The 25,793-nt window shown below is 60.9% G+C and carries 20 protein-coding genes; 13 read left to right on the top strand and 7 right to left on the bottom strand.

The features are described 5' to 3' along the window. The 3 genes from KW821_RS06300 to KW821_RS06310 form a co-directional block, all read left to right on the top strand. A partial coding sequence (locus KW821_RS06300; RefSeq protein WP_218290829.1) for a type I secretion C-terminal target domain-containing protein occupies positions 1–1,799 on the top strand: 1,799 nt, incomplete at its 5' end. Positions 1,800–1,887: 88 nt separating this feature from the next. Next, entirely contained in the window at positions 1,888–2,445 is a 558-nt protein-coding gene (locus KW821_RS06305; protein ID WP_218290830.1) for a hypothetical protein, read from the top strand. 55 nt (positions 2,446–2,500) lie between these two features. Next, a complete protein-coding gene (locus KW821_RS06310; RefSeq protein WP_218290831.1) occupies positions 2,501–3,202 on the top strand; it encodes an SIMPL domain-containing protein in 702 nt (233 codons plus the stop codon). Positions 3,203–3,463: 261 nt separating this feature from the next. On the opposite strand, the gene KW821_RS06315 is transcribed toward KW821_RS06310, so the two are convergent. Continuing rightward, positions 3,464–4,840, bottom strand: coding sequence for an amino acid permease (locus tag KW821_RS06315; protein ID WP_218290832.1), 1,377 nt, complete (start codon positions 4,838–4,840; stop codon positions 3,464–3,466). Positions 4,841–5,196: 356 nt separating this feature from the next. Between KW821_RS06315 and KW821_RS06320 the strand changes: the two genes are divergently transcribed. Further along, positions 5,197–5,490, top strand: a complete 294-nt coding sequence (locus tag KW821_RS06320) for a hypothetical protein (RefSeq protein ID WP_256353368.1) — start codon at positions 5,197–5,199, stop codon at positions 5,488–5,490. A 113-nt stretch (positions 5,491–5,603) separates the two neighbouring features. On the opposite strand, the gene KW821_RS06325 is transcribed toward KW821_RS06320, so the two are convergent. Continuing rightward, positions 5,604–6,416, bottom strand: a complete 813-nt coding sequence (locus KW821_RS06325; RefSeq protein ID WP_033130900.1) for a pyruvate, water dikinase regulatory protein — start codon at positions 6,414–6,416, stop codon at positions 5,604–5,606. Between the two features lie 309 nt (positions 6,417–6,725). Here KW821_RS06325 and ppsA point away from each other — a divergent pair, with 309 nt between their 5' ends. Further along, entirely contained in the window at positions 6,726–9,101 is a 2,376-nt protein-coding gene (gene ppsA, locus KW821_RS06330) for a phosphoenolpyruvate synthase (RefSeq protein WP_042652507.1), read from the top strand. A gap of 373 nt (positions 9,102–9,474) precedes the next feature. Further along, positions 9,475–10,452 (top strand): AraC family transcriptional regulator, encoded by a 978-nt coding sequence (locus KW821_RS06335; protein ID WP_218290833.1) that lies wholly within the window; start codon positions 9,475–9,477, stop codon positions 10,450–10,452. Positions 10,453–10,536: 84 nt separating this feature from the next. Here the strand turns inward: KW821_RS06335 and KW821_RS06340 are convergent, their stop codons facing one another. Continuing rightward, positions 10,537–12,924 (bottom strand): glycoside hydrolase family 3 protein, encoded by a 2,388-nt coding sequence (locus KW821_RS06340; RefSeq protein WP_218290834.1) that lies wholly within the window; start codon positions 12,922–12,924, stop codon positions 10,537–10,539. A gap of 939 nt (positions 12,925–13,863) precedes the next feature. On the opposite strand from KW821_RS06340, the gene KW821_RS06345 reads away from it, so the two are divergent. Together KW821_RS06345 and KW821_RS06350 are read left to right on the top strand one after the other, a co-directional pair. Beyond that, a complete protein-coding gene (locus tag KW821_RS06345; protein ID WP_218290835.1) occupies positions 13,864–14,274 on the top strand; it encodes a winged helix-turn-helix domain-containing protein in 411 nt (136 codons plus the stop codon). Further along, positions 14,255–14,950, top strand: a complete 696-nt coding sequence (locus tag KW821_RS06350) for an EAL domain-containing protein (protein WP_218290836.1) — start codon at positions 14,255–14,257, stop codon at positions 14,948–14,950. Before KW821_RS06345 ends, KW821_RS06350 begins: the two co-directional genes overlap by 20 nt. 173 nt (positions 14,951–15,123) lie before the next feature. Here KW821_RS06350 and KW821_RS06355 read toward each other — a convergent pair whose 3' ends face one another. Both KW821_RS06355 and KW821_RS06360 read right to left on the bottom strand, forming a co-directional pair. Beyond that, positions 15,124–15,585 (bottom strand): hypothetical protein, encoded by a 462-nt coding sequence (locus KW821_RS06355; RefSeq protein ID WP_218290837.1) that lies wholly within the window; start codon positions 15,583–15,585, stop codon positions 15,124–15,126. 18 nt (positions 15,586–15,603) lie between these two features. Further along, positions 15,604–17,481 carry a S8 family serine peptidase gene (locus tag KW821_RS06360; protein ID WP_218290838.1) on the bottom strand — a complete coding sequence of 626 codons (1,878 nt, stop codon included), beginning with the start codon at positions 17,479–17,481 and terminating at the stop codon, positions 15,604–15,606. A 317-nt stretch (positions 17,482–17,798) separates the two neighbouring features. Between KW821_RS06360 and modF the strand changes: the two genes are divergently transcribed. Then, a complete protein-coding gene (modF, locus tag KW821_RS06365; RefSeq protein ID WP_218290839.1) occupies positions 17,799–19,262 on the top strand; it encodes a molybdate ABC transporter ATP-binding protein ModF in 1,464 nt (487 codons plus the stop codon). 228 nt (positions 19,263–19,490) lie between these two features. On the opposite strand, the gene KW821_RS06370 is transcribed toward modF, so the two are convergent. Beyond that, positions 19,491–20,030 (bottom strand): isochorismatase family protein, encoded by a 540-nt coding sequence (locus KW821_RS06370; RefSeq protein WP_218290840.1) that lies wholly within the window; start codon positions 20,028–20,030, stop codon positions 19,491–19,493. A 301-nt stretch (positions 20,031–20,331) separates the two neighbouring features. Here KW821_RS06370 and KW821_RS06375 point away from each other — a divergent pair, with 301 nt between their 5' ends. Together KW821_RS06375 and KW821_RS06380 are read left to right on the top strand one after the other, a co-directional pair. Beyond that, entirely contained in the window at positions 20,332–20,529 is a 198-nt protein-coding gene (locus KW821_RS06375; protein ID WP_042652500.1) for a hypothetical protein, read from the top strand. 428 nt (positions 20,530–20,957) lie between these two features. Further along, positions 20,958–21,785, top strand: coding sequence for a MetQ/NlpA family ABC transporter substrate-binding protein (locus tag KW821_RS06380; RefSeq protein ID WP_218290841.1), 828 nt, complete (start codon positions 20,958–20,960; stop codon positions 21,783–21,785). Between the two features lie 461 nt (positions 21,786–22,246). Here the strand turns inward: KW821_RS06380 and KW821_RS06385 are convergent, their stop codons facing one another. Beyond that, positions 22,247–22,969: a phosphatase PAP2 family protein gene (locus KW821_RS06385; RefSeq protein WP_218290842.1), complete on the bottom strand. Its 723-nt coding sequence runs from the start codon at positions 22,967–22,969 to the stop codon at positions 22,247–22,249. Positions 22,970–23,295: 326 nt separating this feature from the next. Here KW821_RS06385 and KW821_RS06390 point away from each other — a divergent pair, with 326 nt between their 5' ends. Further along, positions 23,296–24,453, top strand: coding sequence for a 4-phosphoerythronate dehydrogenase (locus KW821_RS06390; RefSeq protein WP_218290843.1), 1,158 nt, complete (start codon positions 23,296–23,298; stop codon positions 24,451–24,453). 142 nt (positions 24,454–24,595) lie between these two features. Beyond that, positions 24,596–25,612: an aspartate-semialdehyde dehydrogenase gene (locus KW821_RS06395; protein WP_042652495.1), complete on the top strand. Its 1,017-nt coding sequence runs from the start codon at positions 24,596–24,598 to the stop codon at positions 25,610–25,612. Positions 25,613–25,793 lie beyond the last annotated feature (181 nt).

The raw sequence follows: 25,793 nt of genomic DNA on the forward strand, positions 1-25,793 counted from the left end.
GGATTTTGAATGTGGTGATAGGGGGGACCAGCTACACCCTGGCCCAGGTGCAAGGGTTTAACGGTAGCCAGACGGTCAACACCGGCGAAGGGGTGCTGACGCTGCTGAGTTACGTGGGCACGGCCAGCGGCGGGACGGTGAACTACAGCTACACCCTGAGTGCGACCATCGACAACGACAGCAAGCTGGGTGCGACGCCCACCGGGTTTGATGACAGCATCACCATCGGGGTGAACGGGGTGGGTGGCACCAGTGCCAGTGACCAGCTGATAGTGCGCATCGTTGATGATGTCCCAATACTGGGCAGCTTCATGTCAGGCTTCATGGCGAATGAACCATCGACGTCTCTGATCGGGTTCTTTGATGTAAAACCCGGCGCCGACGGTCTATCTGCTTTGAACATAACTGGGCCAGCCATAGCAGGCGTGAATTACAGCTCGTCCAGCGAGTCCAATCCGGATGGCACTCTGCTGAGCACTACATTGTTGGCAAGTGCCAGTGGAAGCAGCTTGTTTTCCTTGACCGTGTTTGCTGACGGGCATTATCAGTTCAATCTGATCAACCCAGAGGTAGCCCGTGACGAGACGTTCTCATTGCTGAATCTGACGGCAGGAGGACCACAGCCGTGGATACAAACGACGGATGGGCGGATAGAGTTTACTGGTAGCGGTAATGGGGTGAACTCTTCTACCCAGGGCTTTGGTGTCGACAATCAGTTCCTAGGTAATGGTGAGAGTGTCACCATGGAGTTTCATAATGTGGGGGCTGCGGGCGACAATCCTTCTACATCCGATCCCAAGTTGATCGATAAATTGACGCTGACCAACAACAGCATCAATGGTTCTTTGACCATACAGTGGACCGCTGTAAACACTCTTTTGGATCCGTCCGATCCTCACTATACCCAGACGGGAACCATAGTGGTGAGTGGTACTAGTACGGTGATTGATCCAGCGTTCAGCTTCAATACGCTGACCATTGAGGGCATCGCTGGATCTGGGCAAGGCGTGCGTTTCACTGCGGCAACCGTCTCTACACGAATATTGCCTGCAGATCAGGATCTGTCTTTTGGCATTCAAGGAACGGATGGAGACGGTGACACAACGGCTACTTCTACCCTCCATGTCGGAGTCGTATCGGGGGATGGAAGTTATACCCTGACCGGCACTGGCGGTGATGATGTTCTCGCAGGAAGTTCGCAACATGATGTGATCTCCGGTGGTGGGGGGCATGACTTGGTGGATTACAGCGACGATGCGGCTGCGCATACCATCGATCTGCTCACCGGCACCGGCTCAGGCGGCCACGCTACAGGAGATACATACAGCTCCATTGAAGGTGCGATCGGGGGATCTGGCAGCGATACTCTGATCGGTAATGGAGCGGACAATTTACTGATTGGCGGGTTGGGTAACGATATCCTGACGGGGGGAGATGGCAAGGATACCTTCAAGTGGCTAACAGGGGAGGCCGATGGCAGTGTGGACAAGATAACCGACTTCACACTGGGCACAGGCAGTAATAGTGATGTGCTGGATCTGTCGCAATTACTGGACAATGTACCGGGCAGTGCCAACAACAGTGTGTTAGCCAGTGCCCTCAACAGCTATTTGACGTTCGATACGGTCAATAACAAGTTGACTATCGATACCAATGGCAGCACGGCGGGGGGTGGGCAATTGACGGTGATGTTCCAGGGAGGGCCTGATCTGACCCATGGTGGCACTACCACCACAAACTTGGCCATCATCGAGCAACTGCTTAACGATGGTAACCTCAAGATGGATCCGCACCCCTGATGACGCAGATGGAGGGCAGGCTGCCTGCCCTCTGTTGCTGGCGGATGAAGGGCGTTAAGATAGGCAGGATCGAAGATGTGAGGAAGATATGGAACCATTCAACTGGGTCGACATCGATGGCATTCGCTACAGCTGGGACGGGCAGGATAGCATCCTCTGCACCGGCCGCTTTGGCTATCAGGCCACGATGACGGGTGACAAGATCAGTGCCCTGGATCTGGAGAACGAGGATGGTGAGGTCGCGGGGTCGCTCAATGTGGACTTCGCCGCATCCAGCATCAGCTTCACACCGGCAGAGGATGCACTCTTGCCCCACATGGTGGTGCTGGTTGGCCACGAGCTGGGACAACAGGAGTACTCACTGCAGAGCCTGAGTGACAGCTCCTTGCAGGATCTGCTCAGCCATGGGGACGATTTTGACTGGAGTTCGCTGGCGGTTATCACGGCGCCGGAGCCGGTATTGCCCTCCCAGGGACATGTTCTGTCGTGGGACTCCTTCCATTTCGAAGAAGAGAGCCTGCTCGGTGCGCGCGAGTCAGCCCCCCTGATGGCGAGTCATGGCAGTCTGCTTGGCAGCGAGATCAGCATCAACATCGATATGACCAACCAGGTGCTGGACCATATCCCCCCCCTGCACGACATATGAATCTCATTCGACGACGGGCATAATGACCTCACTCTAATCGATTGAGGTTTTTTCTATGTGGCGTTCCCTTCTTACCCTGTCTGCCCTGGTTGTCAGTGCCCCTTTGTTGGCCATCGAGGTGCCCCAGGCACCGCATCTGGTGGTCAGTGGCTACGCCGAGCAGAAGGCCGAGCCCGACATGTTGACCCTCAACGTCTCCGTGACCGCGCTGGAGAAGCAGGGTATCAAGGCCAAGCAGCAGGTCGATACCAAGGTAGCCGCCTTCTTTGGCAAGCTGGAAGGGCTGGGCATCAAGCGTACCGATGTGGAGGCTGGCAATCTGGTGGTCTCCCCCGAGTATCAATATCCGCAAAACAAGAAACCCGAGATGGTGGGTTACCGTGCCCAGCGCCAGCTGGCGGTCAAACTCTACCAGCTCGACAAGCTGAGCCAGCTGATGGATACCGCGCTCGAAGCAGGTCTGGAGTCCGTCTCCCAGATTGAATACGGCCTCAAGTCGCCCCAGACCATCAAGGAGCAGGCCCGTCTTGGCGCCGTGACTGACGCCAAGGGCAAGGCGGAATCCCTGGCCAAGGCCTTCGGCATGAAGCTCGGCAAGGTCTACAGCGTCGAGTATCGCAACAGCGCCCCCATGCCGGTCTATAGCCGGGCCCTCAAGGCCGCCGCCGCGCCTGCCGCAGACATGATGGAGAACAGCTATCAACAGCAGCAGATCAGCATCACGGACAACGTGGAAGCCGTCTTCCTGCTGGAGTGATGCCGCGACCCGTTGACCACTAGTGTGAAAAAGCCCGAGGCGATTGTCTCGGGCTTTTTGCTGTCAGCGCCAGCGGCGCACCGCTGGTCTGCAAGATAGCGACGGCTCGAGGGGCATGGGGTGCTGGCAGATGACCCGGCAGGCATGCGTCGGGATAGGGGAGGGTGTTCGCTGGGCTTCTGCAGTTGTTATGGCTGCAGGGCCCGGATATGAAAATGCCGGTCAGAGACCGGCATTTGAATCAAATCAGGGAGGGGCAGGTCAGCCGATTTCGGCGGCAACCCGTCCTTGACGTTTGCGCTTGAACTGATAGCCGATCGCCAGCACCACCAGCCAGACCGGGATCAGCATCACCGAGATCTCCATGCCCGGGGTCAGGTACATGATGACCAGGATGGCGGCCATGAAGGCCAGGCAGAGATAATTGCCGAACGGGTACCAGAATGCCTTGAACTTGGGCTCTACCCCTTCGGTCTGCTTGGCCTTGCGGAACTTGAGGTGGGCGAGGCTGATCATGGCCCAGTTGATGACCAGGGCGGAGACCACCAGCGCCATCAGCAGACCAAAGGCCTTGCCCGGCATCAGGTAGTTGATCAGCACGCACAGCAGGGTCGCGGCGGCAGACACCGAGAGGGCGACCAGTGGCACACCGCTCTTGTTGGTCTTGAGCAGGCTGCGCGGGCCGTTACCCTGCTTGGCCAGGCCAAACAGCATGCGACTGTTGCAGTAGACACAGCTGTTGTAGACGGAGAGCGCGGCGGTCAGCACCACTATGTTGAGCACCGTGGCCACCAGGTTGCTGTCCAGCGCGTGGAAGATCATCACGAAGGGGCTGCCGCCTTCGACGACCTTGACCCAGGGGTAGAGGGACATCAGCACGGCCAGGGCGCCGATATAGAAGATCAGGATGCGGTAGATCACCTGGTTGGTGGCCTTGGGAATGCTCTTCTCGGGATCATCGGCTTCTGCCGCCGTGATACCGACCAGCTCCAGCCCGCCGAAGGAGAACATGATCACCGCCATCGCCATCACCAGTCCGCTGATGCCGTTGGGGAAGAAGCCGCCCTGAGCCCACAGGTTGGTCACGCTGGCTTCCGGACCGGCGCCGCCGGAGAACAGCAGATAGCCGCCAAAGCCAATCATGCCAACGATGGCCACCACCTTGATGATGGCGAACCAGAACTCCATCTCGCCAAACGCCTTGACGTTGGAGAGGTTGATGGCGTTGATCAGCACGAAGAAGAAGGCGGCCGACATCCAGGTCGGGATCTCGGGCCACCAGTACTGGACATAGATGCCAACCGCGGTGAGTTCAGCCATGCTGACCAGCACGTAGAGCACCCAGTAGTTCCAGCCGGAGGCGAAGCCGGCGAAGTCACCCCAGTACTTGTAGGCGAAGTGGCTGAAGGAGCCGGCGACCGGCTCTTCCACCACCATCTCGCCGAGCTGGCGCATGATGAGGAAGGCGATGAAGCCGCCGATGGCATAGCCGAGCAGCACCGAGGGGCCCGCCATCTTGATGGTCTGGGCAATGCCGAGAAACAGGCCGGTACCTATGGCACCGCCCAATGCGATGAGCTGGATATGGCGGTTTTTCAGGCCGCGTTTCAACTCTTCGCCGTTTTGTTGAAGATCCATTCTTCCTTCCTTACGTCGCTGAAGTCACTCGTCTGTCGTCTCGTCTGCCGCCCCACATCCTGTGAGCCGGTCGGCACTCTGTGCTGAAAACGTGACGAAATCCGTATTAATTTCGTTACGGCGTGCCACTTGTTGTTTTTTGTGGCAGCTACCAACCCGAGCAGAATAGTGATAATCGACCGCCAATGCACCTGATTTCCTCATGTTCGGGTGGTTTTTTCGGCTCTAATCAGGTTTTTCATGATCTGGGAAGGGGGTTGTGAAGCGATCGCTGGTTTTGTGTTCGATTGGTTTTGTGGCTATTGACTCGGCTATTTTGTTGTGGGCTTATTGCTCTTTGTCAAATAAGGACTCATATGATCGAGCGTATTGTGGGTGCCCTGCTGACCGTCGCCCTCTGGCTGGCGCTCTGGCTCTTCCCCATGTTGCTGACCATGGCTGCGGCCTGCGGGCTGGTCTGGGGATGGCAGGGAGGCGACTATCTGGTGGCGCATGTCACCATGGTGCTGGCGGTGGCCGCCGGTGTGGGCTTGCTGCCCGCCTGCTGGTTGAGCGAGCGGATACGAAGACGCCATGGCCTGCTGAACTTTCATGCCATGCTGATGAACAACAGAGAGCTCAACAACCCGCCCATGCCTCCCCACTCCTGATATGAAACGGAGCCACAGGTTCACTGTTGGCTCCGTTTTTACTGCCCCTCATCCGTATTGCCAACTTGCCGGCGGCCTATCCCTCGATAGGGTCGCCGTGCCTGCTCGCTCTATCAGCAGAGCTGGCGACGCAGCCCGGTTGCCTCCAGAATTTTTGCGCTGATCTCCTCCACCGAATGAGAGCTGGTATCGAGGAAGCGGATCGCCTCCTGGCGAAACAGCCGCTCCACGCTTGCCAGCTCCTGCTCGCACTGCACCAGCGAGGAGTAGCGACTGTTGGCGCGGCGCTGGTTGCGGATCTCGTGCAGCCGCTGGGGCGCTATGGTGAGGCCGAACAGCTTGTGGCGATTGGCCTTGAGGGGCGTTGGCAGCTCGAGCGTGCCCATGTCCTGCTCGATGAAGGGATAGTTGGCGGCGCGGATGCCAAACTGCAGCGCCAGATAGAGGCTGGTCGGCGTCTTGCCGCAGCGGGAGACGCCGATCAGGATGATGTCCGCCTCGTCGTACTCCCTGGTGGTGATGCCGTCGTCGTTGGTGAGCGCGAAGTTGACCGCCTCGATGCGATCGTCATACAGCTTGCGGTTCTCCATGCCGTGGGTGCGATGCAGCCTGGGCTCGGCCTTGATCCCCAGCTCCTGCTCCAGCGGGCTGACGAAGGTGTTGAGAAAATCGTGGCTGCTGGCCTGGGCCTTGAGCACCTCTTCCCGCACCAGGGCGTCGACTATGGTGTGGAACAGGATGGGGCGGATCCCGGTCTGGCGAAACTGTTCATCGATCCTGGCCCGTACCTGACGGGCCTTCTCCAGGGTTTCCACGAAGGGAATGGTGACTTGTTCGAACACCAGCGGAAACTGGCTCAACACGGCATGGCCGAACACCTCGGCGGTGATGGCGGTGCCATCGGATACATAGAATACGGTGTGCACGATGCGCTCCTGTGATGCGGGCTGGCGGGGTTGCGAGCAGGAAGTATCTCTCGAAACCATATCACTTTTGTCAACCGGTCTGCTGTTTCCAAGTTGTGAACTCGCTTGCAAACCTGAGTCGTTACCTTTTTGTATCGGCATTGTAGAATGTCTGTGTCAGACGACCATCCCCAAATCTTGCACGGGGATTTTTTTGACAATAAGTAGAAAACGTTTTCATGGTCGTTGGCAACAGCACACCAACAAAAACACATAATTTGGCACAGCAGGTGCGTAGGCACCCTGGCCCACCAATCTGGAGACATGCAAATGCAACAGTACGTACTCTGGTACGAACAGCTCGGAATGCAGGATGTAGAACGAGTCGGCGGCAAGAATGCATCCCTTGGCGAGATGATCAGCAACCTCTCCGGTGCCGGTGTATCCGTCCCTGGCGGGTTTGCGACCACTGCCTTTGCGTTTAACGAGTTTCTGGAGTTAAGCGGTCTCAACGGCAAGATCCACGACCTGCTCGACAGCTTGGACGTGGACGACATCGCCGCCCTCAACCGGGCCGGTCAGCAGATCCGTGACTGGGTGGTGGACGCGCCGTTCCAGCCCGCGCTGGAGCAGGCCGTGCGTGCGGCCTATGACAAGCTGAGCGCCGGGCTCGAAGCGTCCTTCGCGGTGCGCTCCTCCGCCACCGCCGAGGACATGCCGGATGCCTCCTTCGCCGGTCAGCAGGAGACCTTCCTCAACGTGCGCGGCATCGACTCCGTCATGACCGCCATCAAGCATGTGTTTGCCTCGCTGTTCAACGATCGCGCCATCTCCTACCGGGTGCATCAGGGCTATGACCACAAGGGCGTGGCGCTCTCGGCCGGGGTGCAGCGCATGGTGCGCTCGGACTTGGCCTCCTCCGGCGTCATGTTCACCCTGGATACCGAATCCGGCTTCAACGACGTGGTCTTCATCACTGGTAGCCAGGGCCTCGGCGAGATGGTGGTGCAGGGGGCCGTCAACCCGGACGAGTTCTATGTGCACAAGCCAACCCTCAAGGCCGGCCGCCCCGCCGTGGTGCGCAAGACGCTGGGCTCCAAGCTCATCAAGATGACCTACTCCGAGGACGCCGGTCACGGTCGTCAGGTGAAGATCGTCGACACCCAGGATGCCGAGCGCAACCGCTTCTGCATCAGCGACGACGAGGTGATGGCGCTGGCGAAACAGGCGCTCATCATCGAACAACATTACGGCCGCCCGATGGACATCGAGTGGGCCAAGGATGGTCAGGACGGCCAGCTCTACATAGTCCAGGCCCGTCCCGAGACGGTGCGCAGCCGTCAGGAGGCAAACACCCTGGAGCGTTTCGCGCTCAAGCAGTCCGGCGGCAAGGTGCTGATCGAGGGGCGTGCCATCGGCCACAAGATCGGCTCTGGCCCGGCGCGGGTCATCTCCTCCATCAGCCAGATGGACGAGGTACAGCCCGGCGACGTGCTGGTTACCGACATGACGGATCCGGATTGGGAGCCCATCATGAAGCGGGCCTCGGCCATCGTCACCAACCGCGGCGGCCGCACCTGCCACGCCGCCATCATCGCCCGTGAGCTGGGCATCCCGGCCGTGGTGGGTTGTGGCGACGCCACCGCTCGCATCGAGGCGGGTCAGCTCATCACCGTCTCCTGCGCGGAAGGGGACACCGGCTTCATCTACGACGGCGAACTCGACTTCGAGGTGGCGGTGACCGAGGTGGGCAACATGCCGCGCCTGCCCATCAAGATCATGATGAACGTCGGCAACCCGGATCGGGCCTTCGACTTCGCCCAGCTGCCAAACGCCGGCGTGGGCCTGGCGCGCCTGGAGTTCATCATCAACCGCATGATAGGCGTGCATCCCAAGGCCCTGCTGGAGTTCGATCAGCAGAGCCCCGAGCTGCAGGCCACCATAGCCAAGATGATCGCCGGCTACGACAGCCCCCGTGAATACTACGTCGCCAAGCTGACCGAAGGCATCGCCACCCTGGCTGCCGCCTTCTGGCCGGAGCGGGTGATAGTGCGGATGTCGGACTTCAAGTCCAACGAATACGCCAACCTGGTGGGCGGTCGTGGTTACGAGCCCCACGAAGAGAACCCCATGATCGGCTTCCGTGGCGCCTCCCGTTATATCGCCGACAGCTTCCGTCCCTGCTTCGCGCTGGAGTGTGAGGCGATGAAGCGGGTGCGTGACGTCATGGGTCTGACCAACGTCGAGGTGATGATCCCCTTCGTGCGCACCGTGGGCGAGGCGGAGCAGGTGGTGGAGATCCTGGCCGAGAACGGCCTGCGCCGCGGCGAGCGGGGCCTCAAGGTCATCATGATGTGCGAACTGCCCTCCAACGCCCTGCTGGCGGATCAGTTCCTGCAACACTTCGATGGCTTCTCCATCGGCTCCAACGACATGACCCAGCTCACGCTCGGACTGGACCGGGATTCGGGCCTCATCGCCCACCTGTTCGATGAGCGCAACGAGGCGGTCAAGGCGCTGCTGGCGATGGCCATCAAGGCCGCGCGCAAGGCGGGCAAGTATGTCGGCATCTGCGGCCAGGGCCCGTCCGATCACCCGGACTTCGCCGCTTGGCTGGTCGAGCAGGGCATCGACTCTGTATCGCTCAACCCGGATACCGTGGTCGACACCTGGCTCTATCTGGCCGAGCAGCACCAGGCCAGCTGAGCCGCGCTTGCGGATGCCATACGGCGATAGTGACGCACTGTGATAAATGAAAACGGCGCCCGAGAGGGCGCCGTTTTTATGTCGGAATACGGTGCATTTCTATTTTGTTTTTTGTCCGATGCCGGTTGTCTCCTGCGCCAAAATAGCGTGCCAGATCGTGGTCTTACACTCCGTTACATCGGCGCCCTTCCTCATCCCCCCATAATGAGCCTGCCACGTCATGGACAGGCTGGCGGATCCGCATTTTTAGGTCATGCGAGCCGGGTTGGAGAAAGAGGTTCCGCCTGTACTCGCCCATCAATCAGTTGTTGGTGTTTAATGAGGCCAGGGTAGGCAGATGGCACAGAGCGTAGCAAATCAAGTTCTCAGGAGAATGCTGACGGCTTGTCAGCAACAGGGAGGAGATCCGGACGCCCTGCTGCTGGCCGCCGGTCTGACCCCATTCGATATCAACCGTGAGCATGGCCGGATCCTGGCCCAGAGCCATTACCGCCTGCTGAGTCTGATGCAGGGCTATCTGAGCGGATTTCACGAGGGCATCTTGTCCTATGAGATCGCTCAGCTCTATGAGCACTATCCGGTGCTCATCAGCCTCTGCCTGAACCAGCCGTCCCCTCGCGCCGCCATCGAGTCCCTGCTGCGCTATCGCACCGTCATCGGTAACTGCGACGATTACCAGGTGAGGTTGGGGGCGCTGCATACCCAATATGAGTACATCAATCAAGGACCTGCCGCCCTGGGGGCGAGCCAGGCCATCCCCAATTTTGTCATCCTCTTCCGGATCCTGCGGGCCTATGTGCCCGCCCTCGCCGTGTCGGTGGGGTTCGTCGGCAGGCCGCCTGTCCATCACCGCCAGCTGGATCACTTCTTCGGTACCCACTGCCGCTGGGATCAGCCGGGCAACACCCTGCTCATCGGCAATGCCCTGCTGGATACCCGCGTCGATAGCTACAACGGACTGCTGTGCCGCTTGCAGACAAGCCAGCTGGATAGCATCTGCACCGACATCGATGAGCGGGTGCCCTTTGCCAATCTGGTGGCGGATCTTATCCGTCACCGGATCCGCGGCGGTGTCATGGAGTGCGATGACCATCTCCTCAAGGACGTCTGCTCGGCCATGAATATCAGCCGCTGGACCCTGAACCGCAAATTGCAGGGGGAGGGCAGCAGTTTTTCCGCCATCCTGAAGCGGGTCAAGATGATGGAGGCCTGCCGGTTATTGGGGGAGAGGGAGCAGCCGCTGCAAAATATCAGCGATCTGGTGGGCTTCTCCTCCCAGAGTGCGTTCAACCGCTTCTTCAAGGCCAACGCCAATATGACCCCGCTGGCCTACCGCAATACCCGCCAATAAGAACGGGACCAGGCGCAGGCCTGGTCCCGTCAAGGTGCTAGGGGTCCTCATGGGAGCGCGCGCCGGGGCGCCGCTCCCGCCCTCTTATTTTGTCACCGTGGTGACGGTGGCGGCATCCACGCCGCTTGGCAAGGCCAGGGCGCCCGCCGTGGTGTTGCTCACCACTATCTCCTTGCTCAGCTTGAAGGTGACGGGGGTGGTGGCGGAGACGTCCGATGAGGGGCTGATGTAGGCGCTGTAGCTGCCCGGCTCCAGGATCCACTGGTTGCTGGCCTCATCGAAGCTGGCGAGTATGCTGGCCGGAATGGTGAAGCTCAGCTGCTCGGCGGCGCCAGGGGCCAGCTGTTTGGTCTTGGCGAAGGCCTTGAGCTCTATGGTCGGTTTTTTCAGTTTGACCTCGGGGGCGGTGATGTAGACCTGGGCCGCCTCCTTGCCCGCCACGCCGCCGGTGTTGGTGATGGTCGCCGTCAGCACTATGCTGCCGGCCGCGCCATCGGCCAGGGTATTGCTGGCGATGGCCGGGCTGGTGTAGCCGAAGCTGGTGTAGGAGAGGCCAAAGCCGAAGGGGTAGGAGACGGCCTTGTCGAAGGTACTGTAGTAGCGATAGCCGACGTAGATCCCCTCGTTGTAATAGAGATCGTCCGGCTCGCCGTCGCCGTCGGTGTCCTCACCGGGGAAGCTGGTCGAGGAGGGGACGCTGGCATAGCTTTGCGGGAAGCTCTGGGCCAGCTTGCCGCTCGGGTTGACCGCGCCGGAGAGCACATCCGCCACCGCGTGGCCGGTCTCCTGACCCGCCATGTAGGCCAGCAGGATGCCGTCCACCTTGTGACTCCACTCTGCGGTATCTATCACCCCGTTGACGTTGAGCACCACCACCACCTTTTTACCCTGGGCGTGGAAGGCGTTGCTTACCGCCTCGATGAGGGCAGTCTCGTCATCGCCGAGCAGGTAGTCGCCCTTGCTGTTGCTGCGATCCGCTCCCTCACCGGCCTGACGGCCCAGGCTGATCACCGCCACGTCCTGCTCGCTGGCGGCCGTGGCGATCAAGCCGGTCAGCTCGGGGCTGACGGCGGCCTCTGCGCAGCTATAGAAGCCCTTGGAGCCGAATTGGCCCTCGTGATAGACCTTGTTGGCCTCATAAAAAACGCCGTAGTATCTCTGCAGCGCCCCGTTGACCGGGAAGCGGCTGGCCAGCCCCTGGGCTATGGTGGTGGTGCCGGTTGCGTTCACGTCCCCGCTGCCGGTGCCACCCTTGTATGTGTTGATCTGGTTGATGCCAAAGCTGGCGACCTTGCTGGTCGCGGCTATCGGCAGGGCGGCGGCTTCGTTGCGCAGCAGCACCATGCTCTCGGCCCCGGCCTGCCGAGCCAGTTTGGCATGGGCGGTCAGATCCGGGCTGTTGCTGACGGCCAGCTGGCTGTAGGAGGGGCTCTTCATCACCTGGGTCAGGATATGGACGGCGGCTTCGGTCACCTTGGCCTCGCTCAGATCGCCGTGGTCGATGGATTGCTGCAGCTGCTCCTTGACGTTGCCAGGCTCGATCAGATCTTGCCCTGCCAGCACCTGCTTGTAGGCGTTGTTGGCCACGTCGCCGGCGAACCAGTCGGACATCACCAGGCCGTCAAACTGCCACTCGTCGCGCAGCACCTCGGTCACCGCATCCCTGCGCTCGTTCACATAGGTGCCATTGACCTTGTTGTAGGAGGTCATGATCGCCCAGGGCTGGGCCTCGTCCACGGCGATCTGGAAGCCGCGCAGGTAGATCTCGCGGAAGGTTCTCGGCTCGCCGATGTCGTTGATCTGGTTGCGGTTGGTCTCGGAGTTGTTGCCAAAGAAGTGCTTGATGGTGGTGCCCACCCCGTTGCTCTCCACCCCGTTTACCATGGCGGCGCCCATCTTGCCGGTCAGCAGCGGATCTTCCGAGTAGTACTCGAAGTTGCGGCCATTGAGCGGGTTACGCTGAATGTTCATGCCCGGCGCCAGCAGTATGTCCACCCCGTACTGCCTGACCTCATCCCCCATGGCTTCCCCCACGGACTCGACCAGCTCGACGTCCCAGCTGGAGGCCAGCAGTGAGCCGATGGGCCAGGCGGTGGCATGGTAGGTGGCGCTGTCGTCGTCGCGGTTGGCGCTGATCCTAAGGCCCGCCGGGCCGTCGGCCAGCTTCAGGGCCGGGATATCGATGCCGTCGGCGCTGCGGCTCACCCCGTTGATGTAACCCGCCACCCCGGCGACATCCTGCTTGACGTTGACGGCGCCGTTGGCGCTGCCATAACCGGGGCCGGAGAGCAGGCTCAGCTTCTCGTCCAGGGTCAGCCTGGCCACCATGGTTTCGGCCTGGGCACGGTAATAGGCGTCATCCTTGACGATGGGGGCGTCGGAGTCGTTCTGGTTGCAACCCACCAGGATCCCGGCCAGGGCCAGGCTGACGGAAAGTGAAACCGCTTTCATTCTTGTGGTGGTGATAGGCATGGATGCCTCCTCGTAACTGTCTGAATAAAAAGGTAAGTGTGATACCGACTCCGGGAGCTGACCGGGCCGCTCTGCTGGCGGCTTGCCATGGATATCGATGAAGGCGTCGGGTGGGCCGTGCGTGGCCATGAGCCCGGGCCGCAGGCAGGTTAGCAAGTCGGCGTCGGCCCGCCTTGCCTCGGCGGGGCGCGAAATGTGCAGTTGGGGGCAAGGGTGTGAAGTTGTGACCGCGGTCGCATGGGAGCCTGGGTGGGCGGGCCGGTTTGTCTCCATGGGGGGAGGTGTGAGCGGAGAAAGGGGGCCTATGGCACCCTCGGTGGCATGAGGTGTTCAGCTCGGGGAGCAGATCACCTGGGTTGTTGCTCGGCGCCGGCCAGCTCTATCTGCACCTTCCCCCCTTCCTGCTTGAGCCGGGTGGCGATATTAGAGTTCGGTGACGCTATGTAAAGCACACAACGGACGAGCGTTATTTGCGCAGTCATCAACATGCCAATGGATGCTCTGTATGCGCGTTCACACCCCATCGTCAAACTATCCTCACTGATAAAGCCATTGCTTAATCCAATGGCTTCCCGACTATCAAGTATTTCATCGGTCTGGCCGCCGCTATGGCCGTCATTGTTTTGTTATTTTATCGAGCCAAAGCTCTACCATTTTATTTAACAAAGGTAATAATTTTAGGTTTTAATATCGCAATGATATGATTGGTTGGTGATTAATTCCGACCCAAAAGGGTCCTTGTTGGTGGTTGATGCTACCTATGTAGTTGTTATTAATCATTTTTTATTTATTGTGAATAAATTATTTTATTATCATTAATTCACCTGTTAATTCTGTGAGAATAACGTTGTTCAGCCTGAAGATGGTAATTGGGTTGGTAATGACGGAACTCATCGAAGGTGCAGAGTCGTCAGTTACTGGTTAACACGGAGGCTGGTCATGCTTGAACTGGAAGTAATAAGAAGGCATACAATGATAACGTATCTTGTCAATAAGGATGGTAGCGTTGTTATTGATTTAACTCATGGCACATTTACATTCCTTAATTTTGCTGGCACTGAGCAGTTGCAAGTTATAAAGATGGGAACCAGGGAGGCCAGTGTTTTAAGGTATTTGGTCCGCAATAGTGGCTATCTGGTGTCTAAAGATGAAATTCTTAATAGCGTTTGGAGTGGTCGAGTTGTCTGTGAAAACACAGTGTCGGTCGCATTGTCCAATATCAGGAAACTGCTAAGGAGGGTTGATCAAGATTGCCGCTGTCTGGTTACAGTAGCTCGCGCCGGATACATTTTTTATCCTTATCGTTCAGGATTGACTATCGAGAATAGCCATGACGATCAAGACATATGACAAAAATTCTAAATATATCAAGCATACGTTGGAACCTATTGTTGAGCTCAACACTGGAAATATAGTGTCATTTGAAGTGGTTTCACTGAGTGCCAACAAGACGGTATTGAGTGAACATTATCCAGGCGATGTAAGACAGCATACCCTGGTCTCTCTTTTTATGCGGCAACTGGAGTTTTTTCAGAAGCTGAACAGGCATGATGAACATCTTTACCACACTGTGTTCATCAATATCAATCCCATCATATTTAGCAAGATGGTCTCTTGGGAAGATTTCCTGCCTTTCGTATTCCAGTTTGGGATCAACATCGAGTTTGATAATTCAAGTGTTCTTGATGGCATCTCTGATGCAACACTGAAAAATATTCTTCAGCTTAGAAAACTCGGTGTGAAATTCTGGATAAACAATGCCGATGAAGCCGTCCATACTATTGCAGATGAGTTGCTGCAGGCTTTTGATGGTATCAAGATAAACAAGCACTTCTTTTGGCAATGTTTTAACAGAAATGATGCCAGCTTCATCGAAAATACATCTGCAATATGGGGAAGTGAGCGAGTCCTCGTCGAGGGAGTTGAAAACAGACATCATCTCTCTTTTGTGACGGCACAGGGTCTCGTCCAAGGGCAGGGGTTTCATTGGCGAGCGAGAGCGGCACGACATACGACCTGGCATTAATAGCATGAGCGGATCCTGGCTACCCGACATCAAGCTCCCTCACCTTTGCGATAGGCACCTATCAAGGATCGAGCTGGTTGAAGGTGGGGGTCATCTAATTTAGCCAATACGGCTAAAGACAAGGGGGCCAATGGCCCCCTTGATGGCATGAGGTGTTCGGCTCGGGGAGCAGATCACCTGGGTTGCTGCTCGGCGCCGGCCAGTTCGACCTGCACCTTCACTCCTTCCTGCTTGAGCCGGGTGGCGACGGCGTTCAGATCGGTGCCGGACTGTGCCTCCAGCAGGGCGATGCCGCCGCTGCTCTGCTTGAAGCGCAGGCCGTGGCGCGTGGCCAGTGCCCTGGCCTGATTGTCGTCGGCCTCCACCAGCAGGGTGCCGCTGACGGTGAGCTCGGGGCTGGCCGCTCCTTGCAGCAGGATGTCGCCGCTGCGCAGGCTGGGTTGGGTTGCCTGGCCGTCCAGGCTGCGGGCAACCCGCTTCTTGCTGCCGTTGTCCGGCGTCAGGTAGGTCTGGCCGTTCACCTCTATGGTGCTGTACTGCTTGCCGTCGATCAGCACCGATTCCCCGGCCATGGCCTGAGTGGAGAGCGAGGCCAGCAGGCCTGCCAGGGCAAGGCTGAGTAAGCTGTGTTTCATGTTGTGACTCCTGTGCAATTAGAGAGGGGCGGCGTCATGGCCGAGCACCCGCAGGGACCAGTTGAGCAACTGGCCAGGCTGGCTGTTGTTGCGCTCGGTCAGGGTGCTGCGGGCGTTGGTGCTGAGGTTGCGCAGTGCAACCTGGCGGTTGCCGCTGGCGACGTCGGTCACCTCCAGTCGCCACTCGCCCTGGGCCTGCTCGCCGTAGAACTTGTGGGAGAGCATGCGCATGTCGCGCAGTCCCCGGGTGCGCACATAACCCAGCTGCTGCCGGTCGAGGGATTGGCCCACCAGGCTGTTGTTGGGGTTGAGCAGCACGCTGCGGGTGCCGGAGGGGGAGACCAGCTCGATCAGCAGATCGGGTAGGCGCTGGTGATCCAGGCTGACCAGCACCTGCACCGCCTCCACGGTCAGGGGTTGATCGACCCGGGCGCCGGAGCGGGTCGGGGCGCTGCCGAGATCCGGGATGGCCCCGGCGGCGCGATCGCGCACCGTCACCTGCTGCCACGGCAGCTGCACCAGCGGCGGCAGGGGCTCATGGGTGGCGGCATCGACCAGGGCCCGGTTCACATCCACCAACCCGAAACCATAGGTCGGGCTGTACCAGATGCCGGCGGCGTTGCGCTCCCAGCCTTCCAGCCCCGTCACCTGACGGCGCTGGCCATCGGCGGCGGTGTAGCTCAGCTGCACCGGCGCCTGCTCGGCATCGAGGCGGGTGGCGCTGCGGGCCAGCAGATCGCGCAGATCCCGCACCGACAGGTCCGGATAGGCGGACATCAGCAGCGCCATGGCCCCGGCGGTATTGGGGGTGGCCGAGGAGGTGCCGTTCATCACGCCGTTGTAGTCGCAGCTGGCATCCAGTTGCGGATTGCCGTGCAGCCGGTTGGTGCTGGGATCGTCCAGCCGGTTGTAACCCATGTCGCAGCCGGGCAGATCCGTGGTCACCATGGCTGGCGCGTCCGTGCCGTATTCCCCGCCGGGGGCCGTCAGGAATACGTTGCTGCCGACGCTGGAGTAGGACGATCGCACCCCGTTCGCGTTGCTGGCGCTGACCACCAGGTTCCAGAAGTTGCTGTTGGAGGGATCTATGTTGCTGTTTTCAAACGGCAACCTGAGGTCGCCGCCGCTGCGGTTGAGGGCATAGTTGCCGGCGGCAATCCGGCTGAAGCCGTTGCCTGCCGCCTTGATGTAGGCCGCCCCTTGCGCCTGCTGGGTCATCCGCTCGAACAGGCGATCCAGCTGTAGCTGGTCCAGCCCGTCGGCTCTTTGCGGATCGACCAGGCTCATGCCGTAGCTCTGATTGAAGACCCGGTTATCGCCGCTGGCCGGGCTGTCGCCGAGGGCATAGAGCCAATCCTGCTGCAACTGCTGGCTGTCGTTGTCGAGCAGGTTGAACCCCTGCAGCTGGGCGCGGGGCGCCACGCCTCTGGTGCCGATGGCGTTATCCACCGCGGCTATGATGCCGGACACCGAGGTGCCGTGGGCACTGTCCGGATCGGTTGGCGTCGGGTCGTCGCCGCCGGTCACCACGTTGCGTGAGCCGGGGCGGACGTTGTCGACCAGATCCGGGTGGGCGATGGCCAGGCCATCGTCCACCACGGCCACGTTGATGCCCTGACCGAGCACCTCGGTGCGGTGGGCCCACCAGAGGTTGAGGTCATTGCCTGCCACGCCGGCGCGGGGGCTGAAGGCATCCTGGCCACTGTTGAGCAGGTGCCACTGTTGATCCTGTAGAGGGTTGATGCCGGGCAGGCAACGCGCTGCGCTGCCGCGACCGGTATCCATGCCTGCCTCTCTGCCGGTGAGGGGGGTACAACTCTCATTGGCCTGAACCGAGACGGCAGGCAGGGCCGAGAGCAGGGCCGTGATTGCCAACGCTAACGATGTCTTTCTCATTGATAAACTCCATCTTAAGGGCGCACCGTCCGAGGTGCGCTGGCATCTATACACGAGAAGACACGATTCAAAAGACTCTCAATTCAGAGTTGTGAAGGGGTTCATATAAACCCCATTTGAGCCCATATGGGGGTATCAATGTGACGACGCTCGTGTTTTATTGAGAGCTATTCGCATCTGTCATTAGTGATCTTTTTGTCTATAGATCGTTCTGTTGTTAGGTGTGCCTCTGCTCGCCCGCTGGGGGGAATCGCCATGGCTGTGGTCTGATGTGAACCCTGTTAAGGTAACGGCAGACAGACAATCAGGATGGATCCATGACCCTATTGCAGTGGCACTCGGCCAGGCTGGCCCTTCGCGGTGACCGTACCCTCTTCATCCCCGAACTCACTCTTGCCCAGGGAGAGTGCTGGGCCTTCGTCGGCAGCAACGGTAGCGGCAAGACGGCGCTGGCCTCGGCCCTGTGCGGCGAGCTGAGCCTGCGCTCGGGGCAGGCCCTGGGCCGGCTGAATGCCGTGCGCCTCTCCTTCGAGTCGCAGCAGCAGCTGGGGGAGCAGGACTGGCAGCGGCGCAACACCGACATGCTGGGGGAAGAAGAGGAGGCGGGGTATAAGGTATCGACCCTGATGTTGGAGGTGGGGGAGGCGCCGCAGGCACAGGCGCTGCTGGCGCGCTTTGGCATAGCGGCGCTGTGGGATCGTCCCTACCGTTATCTCTCGAGCGGTGAGGGACGCAAGCTGCTGCTGGCCCGCGCCCTGCTGGCGAGGCCCGAGCTGCTGGTGCTGGACGAGCCGTTCGATGGCCTGGATCAGGGCTCGCGCCTCGAGCTGATGGCGCTGCTGGCTGATCTGGTGACACAGGGGCTGCGCCTGGTGATCATCGTCAATCGATTCGACGAGATCCCCCCCTTCGCCAGCCACCTCGGCCTGCTCGGGGAGCTGTGTCTGCTGCTGGCGGGGCAGCGCGACGATGTGCTGGGGAGCCCGGAGGTGGCCCAGCTGGCGCGGGTCGAGGGGCAGAGTCCGCGGCTGCCGCCGCCGCTCACGGCGCCCACCCCCTTGCCCGCCGGCCCCCGGGTGCAGATGCGCAACCTGCGGGTCGCCTATGGCGAGCAGCGGGTGATCGACGGGCTCGACTGGACCATTGGGGAGGGGGAGCACTGGCAGCTGGTTGGCCCGAACGGTGCCGGCAAGTCGACCCTGCTCGCCCTCATCACCGGCGATCATCCGCAAGGCTACAGCAACGATCTCGTGCTGTTCGGGGTACGCCGTGGCAGCGGCGAGAGCATCTGGGAGATCAAGCGTCACATCGGTCTGGTCAGCCCGGCGCTGCATCTCGACTACAGAGTCAATGGCTCTGTGCTGACGGTGATCCTGTCGGGGTTTTATGACTCCATCGGCCTCTACAGCCGCCCCGGCGATCGCCAGCTGGCGCTGGCCAACCAGTGGCTGGCCCTGCTCGGGCTCGCCTCGCAGGGGGCCTTGCCATTTCACTCCCTCTCCTTCGGCCAGCAGCGGCTGGTGCTGATCGCCAGGGCGCTGGTCAAGCATCCGCCGCTGCTGATCCTGGACGAGCCGCTGCAGGGGCTGGATCCCCTCAACCGCCATCTGGTGCGAGAGATGGTGGTGCGCCTCATAGGCCAAGGCACCCAGCTGCTGTTCGTCTCCCACCATCCCGAGGATGCGCCCCCCGGTCTCACCCACAGGCTGAGCTTCGTGCCCGACGGCGCCGGTGGTTATCGCTATCTGCAAGAGAGGCTGGGGGCGGGTGAGTCATTGTGATTGGCCCGGGCCTCGGTGCTCTTTATTGGGACGGCGTTGACCACCCCTCGGGAAGGAGTGGGGGGTAGCCCAGGAGCAGCCACCAGAGTGTGTAAAAGAGCATGGCACCCATCCAGAGCCAGCCCAGATAGAGACGGGTAGCCGCCATGCCGATCATGGTCACTGCAAGTGCGACTTGGAAAGCGACCAGACCAAACATAAAGGGCGCCATGTTATCCATCATGGCGCTTATCTCACCAGGGCCAGGATCTGGCGAAATGCCGGATGGCGGCAATCCCCCAGCAGCTCATAGAGGCACATCTCCACCGAGCTGAGCCGTGCCCCCAGTGCCGCCAATTGATCGACGGCCACCGTCTTGTTGGCGGCGGTGCGGGACGACACCGCATCCACCACCAATGACACCTGGGCGCCCCCGTCCAGCAGCCCCTGCACCGTCTGATAGACACAGATATGGGCCTCGATGCCGCATACCAGCCAGTGGCTGACACCGCTCTGCTGGATCGCCGCCGCCACCTGCGGCTCCCCCAGGGCGCCGAAGCTGAACTTGGGCAGCACCTGTGCCCCGGCTTGCAGCTGCTGCAGCTCGGGCACCGTGGCCCCGAGCTTGTCCGGATTTTGCTCCAGCCAGATCACCGGCAAGCCCAGCGCCTGGGCGCCTTGCACCAGCCGGGCGGTATTGGCGATGAGGGGCTCGCTCTCCTCGACGAGGCGGGCCAGCTTGCCCTGAATATCGACGACCAGCAGGCCTGTGGTGGAGGTGATCAACATGGTGACTCCTTATCAAGGGATCGCGTGCTAGGTGGCCCGCGAACGGCATGGGGAGCGGCGAGCAGGCTCGGCGCGATACCCCTTTTTATATAGAGAGAAACAAATTGTTACCAGAGCGCCAGTGACGCACCGGGTGGACGGCGCTAGAGTCGGGCCATGAAAAAGCACCTGACAGTGCTAAGACCAGTGTCGCCAAATTTGGCAACGAGTCCGGCCGAACGAGTGGGAAGATCTTGTTATTAAAGCAGTTCCAGCCCTTGTTCAAGAGTGCGCCGCGATTAACTTAACGATGGGAATCACCATGAAGAAAATCATTCTGCTTATGTCCGTCGCTGGTCTGATGGCCGGTTGTTCCAGCCCTGCCCAGCGCATGGCGGACTGCCAGGCGCAGGGGATCAGCAAGGATACCTGCTACCTGGCAGAGCAAAATCGCCAGACTGCCATCCTCGGCGCCGCCGAGAAGCAGGCGATGGAGAACGCCAGCAAGGCGGTCAAGTAAGGCGTTGTCGGTTCAATCCGTCGGTGTATTCCCAAAGCCCTGGTGTCGATGACGCCGGGGCTTTTTGCTATGGAGGTATGGCGCCCGCACGGTCGGGCTGCGCTACTCGTCGCCCAGACGGAAGGGCACCAAATGACCATCCTATGCCGGATGAGGCCGGGATGGCGAGATCCTGCTCATCATTATTGTGTGGCTTATCAAAGATTTTCGCGCGAGGAGCGGTGACGGGCCGCGCCTCGGCATCGGCACTGGTGCTCGCCATCTTTGCGCAAGCTCAGCCGATTTTGTCGCTTGGCGAAGGGCGGAGGCTCTGTTATGGTGAGCTTAATCAGCCATTTGGATGGCTAGATGGTTGTGGTGGTTCTGCTCGAAAAGCAGGGATCGCAACCCGGCCACCGTTTCGACGATCATTTTGACAAGGAGTCCCCATGCAGCGCCGTTCCCTCTTCAAGCTCTCCGCCCTCGCTCTGCTCGCCAGCAGCCTGCCATTGTCAGCCTTTGCCATTGATGAGGCGAAGAAAGAGATAGTGATCGGCACCACAGTGGGGGACTTTGCCGACATGGTGACCGACTCCATCAAGCCGCAGCTGGAGGCCAAGGGCTACCAGGTTAAGCTGGTGGAGTTCACCGACTACGTGACCCCCAATATCGCCCTGGCCGATGGTTCGCTCGATGTGAACTGCTTCCAGCACAAGCCCTATCTGGAGAGCTTCGCCAAGGATAGAGGGCTGTCGCTGGCCCCCATCACTCAGGTGCCGACCGGCCCCATGGGGCTCTATTCGGGCAAGCTGAGCGATCTGAAGGCGCTGAAAGAGGGGAGTACGGTGGCCATCCCCAATGATCCCACCAACCAGGCGCGGGCGCTGCTGATGCTGCAGGATCTGGGCTGGCTGACCCTGAAGGAGGGCATCAACCCGCTCAAGGCGAGCGAGTTCGACGTGGTGAAGAATCCGCACGACATCAAGCTGGTGCTGTTGGAGGCGGCGCAACTACCGCGCTCACGGGAGGACGTGGACTTCTCGGTCATCAATGGCAACTTCGCCGCCTCCAGCGGCATCCCGTTCAGCGAGGGGCTCTTCCTCGAGCGCAGCTACGACTTCATCAACTGGGTGGTGGTGAAGAGCGCCGATGCCGACAAGCCGTTCGCCAAGGATGTGATCGCCGCCTACAACTCTCCCGAGTTCAAGGCCTATGCCGCCAAGCGCTTCGCTGGCTACAAATACCCGCAGGGCTGGCTGGGGCAGAGCAAGGGCTGAGGGCAGCACCTGCGATGAAAAAACGGGCACCAAGGTGCCCGTTTTTTCATCTCGGAGATCAGTAGTGGTGCAGCCACCCGCAGACGGTGCGGCAAACAGCGCGATCAGGCTGCCGAGCAGAGTGCTCGTCAACCCATGCAGGGCGAGATCTGTGACAGCGCATGCGCCGCGCCCTGGTGCAGTATCTGGAGAGGGATCAGTAGTGGTACTGCCACCCGCAGATGGTGCGGCAAAAAGCGCGATCAGGCAGCCGAGCAGGGTGCTCGTCAGCCCATGCAGGGCGAGATCTGTGGCAGGGCATGCGCCACGCCCTGGTGCAGCATCTGGAGAGGGAACCGTAGTAGTGCAGCCACCCGCAGACGGTGCGGCAAACAGCGCGTCAGGTTGCCGAGCAGAGTGCTCGTCAACCCATGCAGGGTGAGGTCTGTGACAGGGCATGCGCCGCGTATCTTGCTGACAAGTCAGTAGCGGTGCAGCCACCAGCGGGCGGCAAACAGCGCGGTCAGGCTGCCGAGCAGGGCGCTCGCCAGCACATCCAGTGGCCAGTGCATGCCGATCAGGGTGCGTGACAGGGCGATACCGATGGCCCACAGCGGCAGCAGCCAGACGCCGCGGGGGGCGCGGGCCAGCCAGATCAGGCCGAAGAACTGGGCGAGGCTCATGGCGGCGATGCTGTGGCCGGAGGGGAAGGCGTAGTTTACCTCCGCCTGCCAGTGGTTGCCGAGCCACCGGGGCAGCGCCAGCAGCTGGCTGGCCGCATGCACCTGCTCGCTGCGCTCCGCCACGCCGGCGGCGTAGAACTGCGGGATGGCGGGGATCAGATTCTGGCTCTCCAGCCAGATCAGATAGGGACGCGGCTCCTGGGTCAGCTGCTTGATGAGGCTCTTGATGGCCCAGTCCCCCGCCAGCACCGCCAACAGGGCGCCACCGAGGGCCAGCAGGGCGGGTTGACTCAGCGTCAGCTTGTGTCGGGTCAGCAGCAACAGGGCGGCGATGGTGACGGCGAGGCCGGGCAAGTCCACCATGCGGGTGAGGGCGTAGGGCCCCCACAGCCAGCCCGATTGCAGGGCGTTCGTCAGGAAGGGTTGCCAGGGCAGGCAGGTCAGCAGCAGCAGCGGCAGGATCAGGGCGGCGCTGAAACCCAGCACCTGGCGGCGCGGCAAGGAAGAAACATGAGTCGACATAACAGGGCTGGTCACGGGGGCGGTTCGGTGGCGGTGATGGAAGAGGCGCCATTGTGCCAGCCCAGGGTCGCCGGTCAAGCCGCGGGGCCGGGGGGCAACAGCTTGTTACATATCCGCCTCTGGGCTCGATGGCATGGGGCACCATTGCCTGAGCGCGGAGGGCGGCCCGAGCCGTGGCGGCTGGAAACGCCGGTCATCTGGGCTGGGGCAGGATGCCGGTGGCCGCGGCCGGCCCGAGAAGATGCCTCTGAAAACTTGCGCCATATGGGCTAGAATGGCGCGCCTGTGGCCGGTTGCGCGCATTCAGTTACCAAGAAGAGAGCCCGATGAAGATCGTCGTTGATGAAAACATGCCCCACGCCTGCGAGTTGTTTGCCGAGTTTGGCGAGGTGGTACCCCTGCCGGGGCGGCAGATAGCGGCGGCGGATCTGCAGGATGCCGAGGTGCTGCTGGTGCGCTCGGTGACCCGGGTCGATGCCAAACTGCTCGCCAGCTGTCCGCGGCTGGCCTTCGTGGGCACCGCCACCATAGGCACGGATCACATCGACAAGGCGCTCTTGGCCGAGCGGGGCATCCCCTTCTTCAGCGCCCCCGGTTGTAACAAATATTCGGTGGGGGACTATGTGCTCTCCGCCCTGCTGGTGCTGGCGGAGCGCCACGAGCTCAACCTGAGCGAGATGAGCCTCGCCGTCATCGGCGCCGGCAACACCGGCGAATGTGTGGCGGGCAAGGCCGAGGCGCTCGGCATGAGGGTGCTGCGCTGCGATCCGCCGCGGGTCCGCCGCGAGGCGAATGCCATCACGACTGCAAACAATGGTGCCGAGGGGGCCGCGGGCTTCGTCGATTACCAGACGGCGCTTTCGGCCGATATCGTCAGCTTCCACGTGCCCCTCACCCGCGAAGGCGTCGATGCCACCTTCCACCTGCTGGGGGAGCGCGAGATAGCGGCAAGGCCACAAGGGCAGTTCCTCATCAATGCCTCCCGTGGCGAGGTGTGGGACAATCAGGCCCTGCTCGCCCGTCAGTTGGGTGGCGAGCCATTGCGGCTGGTGATGGACGTGTGGGAAGGGGAGCCGGAACCCCTGCGCGCTCTGGTACCCCATACCGAGCTCGCGACCCCGCACATCGCCGGCTACAGCCTGGAGGGCAAGGCGCGTGGCACCTGGATGCTCTATCAGGCGCTCTGCCAGCAGCAGGGCCGCGCCCCGCGCCAGGATCTGCAAGCGCTCTTGCCTGCCCCCGAGGTGCGCGAGCTGACGCCGGGCCAGGCCACGGATCAGGCGTTGATAAAGCAGCTGGTCCACCTTATCTATGACGTGCGCCGGGACGATGCCCGTTTTCGCAATCGCATCGATCTGCCAGGCAGTTTCGACGAGCAGCGCAAGCACTACCCGGAGCGGCGGGAGCTCTCCTCCTTGCAGGTCAGTGGCCCCTTCGCCAGCGACATGCTGGCCCGACTGGGCTTTGTCATCCGCCCGATCTGAATCGGGTTCAATATCAACGAGGGGGCGGACTCAGGTCCGCCCCCTGTGTGGTTTGGCACCGCCAAACCCGCTATCAGGCAGGTTCGCCTGCCAGCGGTGATGCCCTAGGGCGTCATCGGCATCCATAAAGGAGAGAACATCAGTGAGTCAGCAATTCAACGTAGCGGTATTGGGCGCGAGCGGCGCCGTGGGTCAGGCCATGATCGAGATCCTGGAGGAGCGTGCCTTCCCGGTCGCCACCCTCTATCCGCTGGCCTCCAGCCGCAGCGCCGGTGATACCGTGCGCTTTGGTGGCAAGAACCGCGAGATCCTGGACGTGGAAGATTTTGACTGGAGCCAGGTGCAGATCGCGCTCTTCTCCGCCGGGGCCGAGATCTCTGCCAAGTGGGCACCGATCGCCGCCGAGCATGGCTGCATCGTCATCGACAACACCTCCTGCTTCCGTTACGACGAAGACATCCCCCTGGTGATCCCGGAAGTGAACCCGGACGCGCTGGCGGATTTTCGCAATCGCAACATCATCGCCAACCCGAACTGCTCCACCATCCAGATGCTGGTGGCGCTCAAGCCCCTGCACGACGAGGTGGGCATCGCTCGCATCAACGTGGCGACCTACCAGTCCGTCTCCGGCTCCGGCAAGGAAGGGGTGAGCGAGCTGGCCGGCCAGACCGCGCACCTGCTCAATGGCCGTCCGGTGGAGCCGACCCTCTACCCGCAGCAGATCGCCTTCAACCTGATCCCGCAGATCGACGCCTTCACCGACAACGGTTACACCCGTGAGGAGATGAAGATGGTGTGGGAAACCCAGAAGATCCTGGGGGATGCCAACATCGCCGTGAACCCGACCTGCGTGCGGGTGCCGGTGTTCTACGGTCACGCCGAGGCGGTGCACGTCGAGCTGCATCAGCCGCTGGACGCGGATCAGGTCAAGGAGTTGCTGCGCAACGCCCCGGGCGTCACCCTGTTCGATGACGACGCCGACTACCCGACCCCGGTGCGCGACGCCACCGGCAAGGACGAGGTGCTGGTCGGCCGGGTGCGCCAGGATATTTCTCACCCGAGCGGTATCAATATGTGGATCGTGGCCGATAACGTTCGTAAGGGCGCGGCGACCAACAGCGTGCAGATCGCCGAACTGCTGGTACGTGACTACCTCTGAGGCTGACACCGGCCCTGGCGGGGAGGGAACCCCGCCCCTTGGCCGGTGCTGGTGGCGGTGCCCGGATGTGACCGGCACCGCACTCTCCAGTTTTAAAAATTTTGCGTGATATCAGTCGATTAAGTTTTTTCCTACACTCTTGCCAGCATTCTGGCAGGAGTGGGGTGCTAAATGTGTCGGA

The sequence above is a fragment of the Aeromonas sp. sif2416 genome (genome assembly GCF_019218665.1).
Lineage (GTDB): Bacteria > Pseudomonadota > Gammaproteobacteria > Enterobacterales > Aeromonadaceae > Aeromonas > Aeromonas encheleia.

Coding starts and splice junctions, on each gene's coding strand:
- KW821_RS06305 (WP_218290830.1), top strand. CDS start 1,888: ATGGAACCATTCAACTGGGTCGACATCGATGGCATTCGCTACAGCTGG.
- KW821_RS06310 (WP_218290831.1), top strand. CDS start 2,501: ATGTGGCGTTCCCTTCTTACCCTGTCTGCCCTGGTTGTCAGTGCCCCT.
- KW821_RS06315 (WP_218290832.1), bottom strand. CDS start 4,840: ATGGATCTTCAACAAAACGGCGAAGAGTTGAAACGCGGCCTGAAAAAC.
- KW821_RS06320 (WP_256353368.1), top strand. CDS start 5,197: ATGATCGAGCGTATTGTGGGTGCCCTGCTGACCGTCGCCCTCTGGCTG.
- ppsA (WP_042652507.1), top strand. CDS start 6,726: ATGCAACAGTACGTACTCTGGTACGAACAGCTCGGAATGCAGGATGTA.
- KW821_RS06335 (WP_218290833.1), top strand. CDS start 9,475: ATGCTGACGGCTTGTCAGCAACAGGGAGGAGATCCGGACGCCCTGCTG.
- KW821_RS06340 (WP_218290834.1), bottom strand. CDS start 12,924: ATGCCTATCACCACCACAAGAATGAAAGCGGTTTCACTTTCCGTCAGC.
- KW821_RS06345 (WP_218290835.1), top strand. CDS start 13,864: ATGCTTGAACTGGAAGTAATAAGAAGGCATACAATGATAACGTATCTT.
- KW821_RS06350 (WP_218290836.1), top strand. CDS start 14,255: ATGACGATCAAGACATATGACAAAAATTCTAAATATATCAAGCATACG.
- KW821_RS06355 (WP_218290837.1), bottom strand. CDS start 15,585: ATGAAACACAGCTTACTCAGCCTTGCCCTGGCAGGCCTGCTGGCCTCG.
- KW821_RS06360 (WP_218290838.1), bottom strand. CDS start 17,481: ATGAGAAAGACATCGTTAGCGTTGGCAATCACGGCCCTGCTCTCGGCC.
- modF (WP_218290839.1), top strand. CDS start 17,799: ATGACCCTATTGCAGTGGCACTCGGCCAGGCTGGCCCTTCGCGGTGAC.
- KW821_RS06370 (WP_218290840.1), bottom strand. CDS start 20,030: ATGTTGATCACCTCCACCACAGGCCTGCTGGTCGTCGATATTCAGGGC.
- KW821_RS06375 (WP_042652500.1), top strand. CDS start 20,332: ATGAAGAAAATCATTCTGCTTATGTCCGTCGCTGGTCTGATGGCCGGT.
- KW821_RS06380 (WP_218290841.1), top strand. CDS start 20,958: ATGCAGCGCCGTTCCCTCTTCAAGCTCTCCGCCCTCGCTCTGCTCGCC.
- KW821_RS06385 (WP_218290842.1), bottom strand. CDS start 22,969: ATGTCGACTCATGTTTCTTCCTTGCCGCGCCGCCAGGTGCTGGGTTTC.
- KW821_RS06390 (WP_218290843.1), top strand. CDS start 23,296: ATGAAGATCGTCGTTGATGAAAACATGCCCCACGCCTGCGAGTTGTTT.